Source organism: Bradyrhizobium sp. (assembly GCF_030697065.1).
Lineage (GTDB): Bacteria > Pseudomonadota > Alphaproteobacteria > Rhizobiales > Xanthobacteraceae > Bradyrhizobium.
Genome location: NZ_JAUYQU010000288.1, coordinates 61,967 through 71,042, shown reverse-complemented (window position 1 = coordinate 71,042; position 9,076 = coordinate 61,967). Strand labels below are relative to the sequence as shown.

The window sequence follows — 9,076 nt, the reverse complement described above, 5'->3', positions numbered from 1 at the left end:
CCGGCCGGATTATCGACGTGCGCATTCGTGACCACGCGGCGGTCAAGGCGGGCGATGTGCTGTTTCGTCTCGATCCCGCGCCCTACCGGCTGGCGCTCGCCAAGGCCGAAGCCGAGACCGATTCCGCGCGTGCTGCCGTCGAGCAGCTCAAGGTGAGCCTGCGTGAGACCCGGGCCGAGGCAACCGAGGCCGAGAACAAATTGGCCTATCTTCAGACCCAGGCCAAACGTCATCGCGATCTGTCCGGACGCGGCGTCACTTCGGCCACCAGGGTCGAACAGGCCGACAGCGAAGAACAGGAGGGGCAGGACCGCCTTGCGGTGCTGCAACAGCGGATCGCCCGTGTCGAGGCGGCGCTCGGTGGCCAGCCCGACAGGCCGACCGACCAGTTTGCCGCGGTCCGCGAGAAGCAGGCGATGCGCGATCGCGCCGCGCTGGATCTCGCCCACACGGAAGTCAAGGCGCCGCGCGCCGGCGTGGTCGTCAACTTCAAACTCCAGCTCGGCGAGCAGGTCAAGGCGCAGACGCCTCTGTTCGCGATCGTCACCGACCGCCGGCCCTGGCTCGAAGCGAACTTCAAGGAGACCGACCTGACCCACGTGACCGTCGGACAGAAGGCGAAGGTCGTCCTCGATATGCATCCCGACGTCACCTGGGATGCCGAGGTGGAAAGCATCAGCCCGGCGACCGGCGCCGAGTTTGCGATTCTGCCGGCGCAGAATGCCTCCGGCAACTGGGTGAAGGTCGTGCAACGCCTGCCCGTGCGGTTGCGGCTACTGGAGCGGCCGGGCGAGCCGCCGCTGCGCGCCGGCATGACCGCCTATGTCAGCATCGATACCGGGCGTACGCGCAGCCTCGCCAGTATATTCGGCAATGGCGCTGCCATTGCCGCGCGCCCCCATCCGCAAGATGCGACCAAAGCCGAGTAGGCAGCTTGCGACCCCTGGGTCCTACAGTGCGTTGCGCAGCAGCGGATAGCGTTGCGCGATCGCGTCCAGCGTCAGGTCGGTAGCATCATCGAGCCGTGGCGTATCCAGGGCCGGCGCCGACGGGGCCTCGTCCGAAGCGACATGCATGGGTTCAACGCCGTCCGAAACACCGGGCGGCCAAAGCTCCGCCACGATCTCCGTCGGTGGCGACGCAAGCGGATCGGGTTCGTCGCACAGCCCTTCGTCTGGCGATGCTGTTCGGGAGTGCCCGAGCCAGGACATGTCGATGGCTGAATTGTCGGGCGAGGCTTCGCGTGTCGACAGACTGCGCCAGGTTTCCACCGCGGTCTTGGCCTCCTGGATATTTTCGAGGAAGGCGTGTTCGCTGTGATAGCGGCGCCAGCGACCGGTCTCGAACAATTCGGTGAGGTATTCCAGCCGTTGCTCGGCGAGATTGCACCAGCGCGCGACAACGTCGCGGCCGTCTGCCACGTCCAATCGATGTGTCATGAACCAGCCCGTAACAGGAGAAAACGGACGCAAGACGCAACGGGGACGAATCACTTGCACGTGACAATGCGTATTCTGTGGAAAACTTCGGCGTTGTCCAGCAAGCAACGCTACTACAGGTCACTCAGCAGCTGAAAGCCGGAGAAATACGGGATTATCCGACCTATCCACAGTCAAGCCGCATCCGCGCATGGCGGCCTTGCGCACCTGATTTCGCTCGGCGGCTGGGGCCCTCGTTGACGCGGGTACGACCAAAAGATGCGCCAGAAACGAAAGACCCGTCCGGGGGGACAACCGGACGGGTCAAGCCATATGGGCGCTTGGGGTGGATGGGCGCTCGCGCCGAATACAGCCTCGATGGGGAGGGATAACCGCTCCCACAAATATAAGTCGCGGCAGGGTGGGTACACGTTCAAACGGCCGCGCGATTTTTTTTGCTTTTTTGCCGGAAGGTTTCGGGAGGTGACACTATTGCGCGGCGGCGCGATTGGCGTCGCTGGCAGCCGACTTGTCGGAGGCCATGGTGGCCGCCGGCTGGTCCAGAGCCCGTGTCGGGGGAACCTGTTGCCGGCCTGGGGTGCTTTCACCGGCTGAGCCCGGCGAAACCCCCGCGACCGGCACCGCGGGCGTGGCGGCGATGACGGAGACTGCGGCAAATGCGTCCGCTCGGCCGGCGCCGAATTGATCGTCGCGACCCGGCTTGCCCAGATCGCGGGCGGTTGCCATCAGAATTGCGCGCAGTTCCCTCGGCTTCAACGCAGGATTGCGCTCCAGCATCAGGGCCGCAAGGCCGCTGATGTAGGCGGCGGAGAACGAGGTCCCGGAGGTCATCTGATATTTTCCATCCGGCGCGGGCAGGAAAATATCGACGCCGGGAGCCGCGACCGCGATATGGTCACCACGGTTCGAGGCCTCAAACAGTTTATCGCTGGCGTCGGTAGCGCTGACCGCAATCACATTGGCATTGGCGGCGGGATAGAGCGGCGGAGATTTCGGACCGGCATTGCCGGCGGCCGCGACCATCACGACTCCCCGTGCGGCCGTAGCCCCGATACCACGCTCGATCAGCGAATCTTTCGGACCGGCAAAGCTCATATTGACGATCTGGGCCCCGTGCAGCACGGCATAGTTCAACGCCTTCAGGATCACGAAGGTCGTGCTTTCCGCACCGTTCGCCGCCGTGCCAAAGGCGCGGATTCCCAAAATCCTGGCCTGCGGCGCACTCCCCATCAGCCGCGCGTTTGACACGATCGCACCGGCGATGCCGGTGCCGTGTACATGCGGGCCTTCCTTGCTGCCGAGCGCGTCGAAATTGTCCGCGACGGAGTTCGCCAGTTCCGGATGCCGGTCGTCGATTCCGGAATCGATCACGGCGATGGTCACGTTGGCGCCGCTGACCAGCGTATGGGCCTCCCGCAGCCGAAGTTTTGCCAGCGCGTATTGCGCGGGATCGCCCCCGGTCTGCGCCGCCTTCTGGTCCTGCAGAAAATAGCGGTAATTCGGTTGCACCGAACGTACGGCGGCATCCGCAGCGAATTCGCGGCGCACCTTCTGCGCCGGGCGGCGATCGGCGATCCGGAACAAGCCGATGGTAGCGCCCAGAAGCGGAAAATTCTGCGATTGCAGGCGTACGAGGCCGTGGCGCCGCGCCAGGGCATCTGCCTGGGCCTCCGACAACGAACTATCGATCTCGGCGACGAATTCCCTGGGGACCGCGGTCGCGTTGAAGGCCGCCAGCGGCGCATTTCGGCTGGCGCCGCCCTTCTTGCCTTTGCCGGCGGATTTGCCAGTGCCGCCACCGTCGGATGACGAGACCTGCTTGTTCTGGCATTCGCCGCTGCTGTCGCGATGGGCGTAGCTGCAGGCCGGCGAAAGATTAGGCGAGAAGCGCGCATTCGGAAGCGTCGACGTCACGCCGATACGGGCTCTCTGGCCGACGGGTGGCGTTCTGCCGATGGCGGCCGCCCCGCCCGCGACGTTCGGATTGATCCGCGGCGCCATGGTCGGATTGATGGCAGGCATTCGCGACTGGATGTTGAGGTTGGGCGAGCGCATCACATTCTGCGCGTGAGCTGCCGGTATATCGGGGCACACGAACGACGCCGTGGCGGCCGTCAACGCCAACGCCGCACGCCGTATGCCAATCAACCAGTTCGCGAGATCGTGCATCATGACGCCTCGGGTTTTACGCAAGCCGGCGAAAGCGCGGGCCTACGGCGCAGCCACTGCGAGACTGACGATTTTTTCGCGTTGCAGCCTGCTCAGCAGAGCGGCAACTTCGTCCTTGCTCATCGCACCATTGCCGAATTGCAGCCGAAACATCCCGCCCTTGGCGCCGTCGGTGACGACGGCCTGATAGCTGTCGAGCAGTGCGGTGATATCGGCAACGCGCGCTTCCGGCGCGAACCGTACCAGCGCATAGGGCGCTGCCGCCGCACCGAGGTCGCGGGTGACGGGCGCGTTGGTGCTCAGCGAGGCCGTCTGGAATGACGATGTCTGGTTCTTCACCAGCACCGCGCCGATCACACCGGCCTGCAGCAGCAGCGCCAGCGCGCCAAGGCTCGCCGACCAGGCCAGCGTCCGCGGGGACAGACCGGCAAAAAATTCCGCGATCTTAGCCCGGAGATTGAGCGATCCCGACGGCACGCGCGCAGGTTCTCCGTCGATCGCTGCAAACAGCTTCGCCATGGCGCGGGCGGAGGGAGCACCGAGGCTTTCGTTGAGCGAGATGGTTTCGGCGTACTCTTCCCGGATCACGGCATATTGCCTGGCCAGTTCAGGATCGCGCGCCAGCGCTTCATCGACACGGCGGGTATCGCGCGCGTTCAGGGTGCCGGCCGCATGCCAGGGCAGCAGCACTTCGATTTCGCTGGGTTCTTGATCCAGCACTTTCTTGCTCGCTGCCATCATGGCCAACCTCGTTCTATGCCGGCTGCCTTCAGCAGGTCGGCCAATTTCTTGCGCGCATAAAACAGGCGCGTCTTCACGGTGTTTTCGGGTATCCCGACGATTTCAGCGACCTCTTCCACGGATTTTTCGTGGTAGTAGACGAGATCGACGATCTCCCGATGCTCTGGCGAGAGTGCGGTGAGGCACTTGCGCAACGCGATGCTGGTATCCTTCTTCTGCACCGCCACTTCGGGATCATCGGACGTATCCTCGATCGCGTTGGCGGCCTCGTCGTCCAGTTCGCCGTCCTTCCTGCGCCGCAGCGCAGACAGGGCCTTGAACCGCGTAATCGCCAGGAGCCAGGTGGAAACGGCGGATCGGCCTTCGAACTTGCCGGCCTGCCGCCAGACATCCAGGAAAACCTCGCTAATGAGGTCTTCCGCAACCTGTTCGTCCCGAACGAGCCGAAGCCCGAAGCGGAACACCCTGACATGGTGCCTTCCGTACAGCACCTGCATGGCGAGCCGGTCGCCTTGAGCGATCCGAGCGATCAGGACATCGTCCGTAGCCGCCTGTGTCGCACTCAATGGCCGTCTCGCAAGGTTGGTCGGATGGGATTGGCGGGTGGTTCGATGGGAAAGGCAAGATTCTTGAAATTATCGCAAGCCCGCAATTTCATGTGTGATCTACCCCACAGTCGCGGGTACGAACGTACAAATGGTATCTTAATACAGAAATCCATTGTTCGCACCGGTGGTCCTCGCCGGGGTGACACAAAGTAGCACTTGCTTACCGTGTCCACGTTAACCGGTTCCTCTCGGTCTGTTCCGATTGCGCGGTATCGGGTTCCGACAAATTCCCTTGCCGAGCAAGGCAATAGCACTGCCGAAGATCCGGATTCAGCACGAAAGATACCAAACCTAAAGGCTTCCCACTTAGATTCCCGAGACTTTAGTTCATTACCGGCGAGATTATGGGCACCGCTGCGTCCTCATTCCTGAACCCGATTGCGGCCGAACTGGAAGGCGTGGGCCCCAAGCCGACGGCGAAAGCGCTGGCCCGTCGGGCGCGGCAGCGCCGCCAGATTCTGGTCATGATCGGTGCCAGCTATATCATCGATGCCGCCGTCCTGATGATCTATGCCTATGCCGGCACGATACCGGTGACGATCGGGCCGGCCTTTGCGGCCTGCGGTCTGATCTTTGTCGCGGGCTCGATCGCGGTCTCGGAAATGGGGTTCAACGAGCGGTTCAGGGATCACTATCTGGTCGCACCGCAGTCGATCATCAACATGGTGATCATGCTCGCCTTCACCTGGATCGCGCCGGAAGTCGGCGTCATGTTCCTGTGCACCCTGTTTGTCGTGTTCAGTTTCGGCTCGCTGCGCTCGACGCCGCAACAGACGGCGATCATCTGGACCGGGATGGCCTTGGGTCTTGCCGGGTTGTTTCTCTTGACCGACAAGCCGATTGCAATGCCGCACGGCAATCCCATCGAACGCTTCGCCACGATGACGGTGTTCGTCCTGACCATCGGCCGCTGCATGTTCATCGGGATCTTCTCCAGCGCGATGCGTCAGTCGCTCTACAGGAGCGGGGTCGAGCTGAAGGAAGCCTACAAGCGCATCGAAGAACTCGCCGAGCTCGACGAGCTGACCGGCTCGCTCAACCGCCGCTGCATCATGGGCGTGCTGGACGACGAAATTACCAGCGCCCATCGCAGCCGGAAACCCTGCTCGGTCGCCTTGATCGACCTCGACTGGTTCAAGCGCATCAACGACGCCTACGGCCACCCTACCGGCGACGAGGTGCTCCGGACATTTGCCATTACCGTATTCGCCAACATCCGTCCCATCGACAAGTTCGGCCGCTATGGCGGCGAGGAATTCCTGCTGCTGCTTCCCGACACGTCGGCTGAGGGCGCCGCGCGCATCCTCGACCGGCTGCGCGCGATCATCGCCGATCTCGACTGGAGCGCGTTCTCGCCCGGCATGCAGGTGACGATTTCGGCCGGTATAGCGACGCTGAAGCCGGCCGAGACGCCCGACCTCATCCTCGCGCGCGCCGACAGCGCGCTTTACGCAGCCAAGGCACGGGGACGCAATCGCATCGCCAGCGCTTGATCCGACCACCGCCGCTTCCGGACGACGAAGAAACGTCGCCGGCGCAGATGTCCGAATGCTCCAGGATTCCAGGATAGAGTCATGAGTTCGAAATCCGCCGCCAGTACCGAAAGTCTGCTCGACGAGCTGCAAACCACGCTTGCGCATGGAACCGTCGCGCGCCGGGTCGAGACCCTGCGCCGCGTCACCGACCTCTTCATCAACGGCGCGGTGGATTACTCGGACGAGCAGGTGGGGGTGTTCGACGATGTGTTCCAGTGCCTGATGGAACACATCGAGACCTCCGCCAGGGCGCTGCTCTCCAATCGTCTGGCTCCGATCGACACTGCCCCGCCGCTTACCGTTCGCACGCTGGCCTACGACGAGCTGATCGAGGTGGCAGCACCGGTGCTGTCGCGATCGGAACGGCTCGACGACGAGGTGCTGATCGAGACCGCGCGCAACAAGAGCCAGGCGCATCTGATGGCGATCTCGCTCCGAAGGGTGCTGAGCGGCGCTGTGACCGACGTACTGGTACTGCGCGGCAATGACGAGGTGGTCCAGAGCACGGTCAACAATCCCGGCGCGGAATTCTCCGAGCGCGGCTTCACCCGGCTGATCCATCGCGCCGAGGGCGATGACAGCCTCGCGACCTGTGTCGGCCTGCGTCCGACGCTGCCCCGGCACCTCTACCTCAAACTGATCGCCAAGGCGTCCGCAACGGTTCGGGAGCGGCTTGAGGCCGCTCATCCGCAGCAGGCCGGAGAAGTGCCGACCGCCGTGCGCGAAGCGAGCCGGCTGGCGCGCTCCGCGCCTGTGGCCATCACCAGGGAAACCGCGATCGCCCACGCGCTGGTCAAATCGCTCTACGAAGACGGCCGGCTCGACGAATTCCAGGTAGCGGCGTTCGCCGAGGCCGGCAAATTCGACGAAGCCAATGCGGCGCTCGCCGCCCTCGCCAGCGTGCCGGTGTCGATCGCCGAGAACATGATGCTGGAAACCCGTGCCGAGGGGGTGATGATCCTGGCCAAGGTCGCGACCATGTCGTGGTCGACCGTCAAGGCGATCATCGACATGCGCGACGAACTTTCCGGCCTGGAGCCGACCGATCTTGCGGCGTGCAAGGCCACTTATGAACGGCTGCGGACCTCAACCGCCCAGCAGGTCCTGCGCTTCCACCGGATGCAACAGACCGCCGCCGCACCGACGTAGGCCAATCACGCTAAAACCGCAGCACCTTCGGCCCCGCCAACGCGCCGATTGCGGCGACGAACGCGGTGGCGATGGTGTACCAGGTCGCGACGAACAGCGGTGAATCGTCGGTGCAATGTGATGCGTAAAGCGTTGCTGCCAGACCCGCCGACAGCAGCCCGGCGATCGCGCCGACCGTGGCGGGCCGCGTCGGGGCGCCGTGACGCAAGCCGAGCAGCGCCGCCGCCAGCAGCGGCAGCGCCATCAGCGGAATCCAGGTCAGACAATTCCACGCATTGCTCCCGATCAAACGCTTCATCATCGGCGGCCGCTGCGGCATCATCATTTCGCCGCCGATCCCCGCGACCAGAAGTCCGATCGGAATCAGCAGCAGCCATGCCCAGCCCCGCAGCGAGGCCTCCGGCCGCGACAGATGCAGGCTGATGGCGATGGCCGGAATCGCCAGCGCCAGCGTTACGACGAACTTCAGGTCGAAAAACGGATTGCGCATCGCGGTCATGACATCGGGCCTGACCCCAAGTTCGGCCATGAAAAGCGCGATCGAAACCGGCGCCGCCAGCAACAGCGCCAGCGCCAGCGCGAACCCGACCGGCCGCGCCCGGTGCGCGTTATCGGCGGCGAGGGTCCGAATGAGCTGATCGGTCTCCATTCTCATTGTCCCCGTAGCTTCGCGGTGAGGCTGGCCAGCCCGCGATGCAGCGCCACGCGCACCGCGCCCTCGCTCATCGCTAATTTCTTCGCGGTATCCTGGATCGATGCGCTATCGACCGCGATCGACTGCAGCACGTCACGCTGTCGCGCCGGCAGCGACTGCAACTGGGCCGCGACCTCGCTGCTGGGCACGGTCTCCGCCGCCGGCTCGCCCGGCAGCGTCTCGGCGAAATCGTCGATGTTGACGAACACCCGCCGGCCGCGCCGGCGCAGCGCATCGATCAGCTTGTTGCGGGCGATCGCAAACAGCCATGGCGCGAACGGGGCGTTCGCGTCCCAGGTATGCCGCTTCAGATGCACCGCCAACAAAATGTCCTGCACGATGTCCTCGGATTGATCGGGCGGCTGCCCGGCCCGCGTCAGGCCGCGGCGAGCCGCGGCCCTGAGCACCGGCGTGACGGCCCTGAGCAAGCGATGATACGCCGCATCGTCGCCTGAAATGGCCGACCGCATCAGGCCGGTCCATTCGTCCTCACGTTCGCGCACGCGCGCTCCCACATTGCAATTCGTTCGATCTTTCAATTTGTTACCCCGGGAGCGGCTAATCACGAAGTCGTGATCAGCGCTCCGGCGGCCTTGAGAATCTCGCATCGGCTTCGGGAATCGCGTCAGCGGGTTCGTTCTGCAGGCTCATAACATCGATCGCTTGCGCTGACACCCACCGCATCGGCCAGCCGGGTAGAACTTGCCCTGCTTTCGCCCGGTCTCGCCCGAAGATTCCCTT

Annotated in this window: 9 protein-coding genes; 3 read left to right on the top strand and 6 right to left on the bottom strand. The window is 64.1% G+C overall.

Annotation, left to right across the window (positions count from 1 at the left end; all coding sequences use genetic code 11):
- Positions 1-929 (top strand): HlyD family secretion protein (locus tag Q8R73_RS22785; protein WP_305721802.1); only part of this gene is annotated, 929 nt, incomplete at its 5' end.
- Between the two features lie 21 nt (positions 930-950).
- Here the strand turns inward: Q8R73_RS22785 and Q8R73_RS22780 are convergent.
- The 4 genes from Q8R73_RS22780 to Q8R73_RS22765 all read right to left on the bottom strand — a co-directional run bounded on the left by Q8R73_RS22780 (position 951) and on the right by Q8R73_RS22765 (position 4,915).
- On the bottom strand, positions 951-1,439 hold the full coding sequence (locus Q8R73_RS22780; protein WP_305721801.1) for a TIGR03809 family protein: 489 nt from the start codon (positions 1,437-1,439) through the stop codon (positions 951-953).
- Positions 1,440-1,907: 468 nt separating this feature from the next.
- Positions 1,908-3,608, bottom strand: coding sequence for a S8 family serine peptidase (locus Q8R73_RS22775; protein WP_371126155.1), 1,701 nt, complete (start codon positions 3,606-3,608; stop codon positions 1,908-1,910).
- A 42-nt stretch (positions 3,609-3,650) separates the two neighbouring features.
- Positions 3,651-4,349: a hypothetical protein gene (locus Q8R73_RS22770; RefSeq protein ID WP_305721799.1), complete on the bottom strand. Its 699-nt coding sequence runs from the start codon at positions 4,347-4,349 to the stop codon at positions 3,651-3,653.
- Positions 4,346-4,915, bottom strand: a complete 570-nt coding sequence (locus tag Q8R73_RS22765; RefSeq protein WP_305721798.1) for a sigma-70 family RNA polymerase sigma factor — start codon at positions 4,913-4,915, stop codon at positions 4,346-4,348. Before Q8R73_RS22765 ends, Q8R73_RS22770 begins: the two co-directional genes overlap by 4 nt.
- Before the next feature lie 386 nt (positions 4,916-5,301).
- On the opposite strand from Q8R73_RS22765, the gene Q8R73_RS22760 reads away from it, so the two are divergent.
- Positions 5,302-6,450 (top strand): GGDEF domain-containing protein, encoded by a 1,149-nt coding sequence (locus tag Q8R73_RS22760; RefSeq protein WP_305721797.1) that lies wholly within the window; start codon positions 5,302-5,304, stop codon positions 6,448-6,450.
- An 81-nt stretch (positions 6,451-6,531) separates the two neighbouring features.
- Positions 6,532-7,641: a DUF2336 domain-containing protein gene (locus tag Q8R73_RS22755; RefSeq protein ID WP_305721796.1), complete on the top strand. Its 1,110-nt coding sequence runs from the start codon at positions 6,532-6,534 to the stop codon at positions 7,639-7,641.
- A gap of 10 nt (positions 7,642-7,651) precedes the next feature.
- Here the strand turns inward: Q8R73_RS22755 and Q8R73_RS22750 are convergent, their stop codons facing one another.
- Both Q8R73_RS22750 and Q8R73_RS22745 read right to left on the bottom strand, forming a co-directional pair.
- Positions 7,652-8,290, bottom strand: coding sequence for a DUF1109 domain-containing protein (locus Q8R73_RS22750; protein WP_305721795.1), 639 nt, complete (start codon positions 8,288-8,290; stop codon positions 7,652-7,654).
- A gap of 2 nt (positions 8,291-8,292) precedes the next feature.
- Positions 8,293-8,838, bottom strand: coding sequence for a sigma-70 family RNA polymerase sigma factor (locus Q8R73_RS22745; protein ID WP_305721794.1), 546 nt, complete (start codon positions 8,836-8,838; stop codon positions 8,293-8,295).
- Between the last annotated feature and the right edge of the window lie 238 nt (positions 8,839-9,076).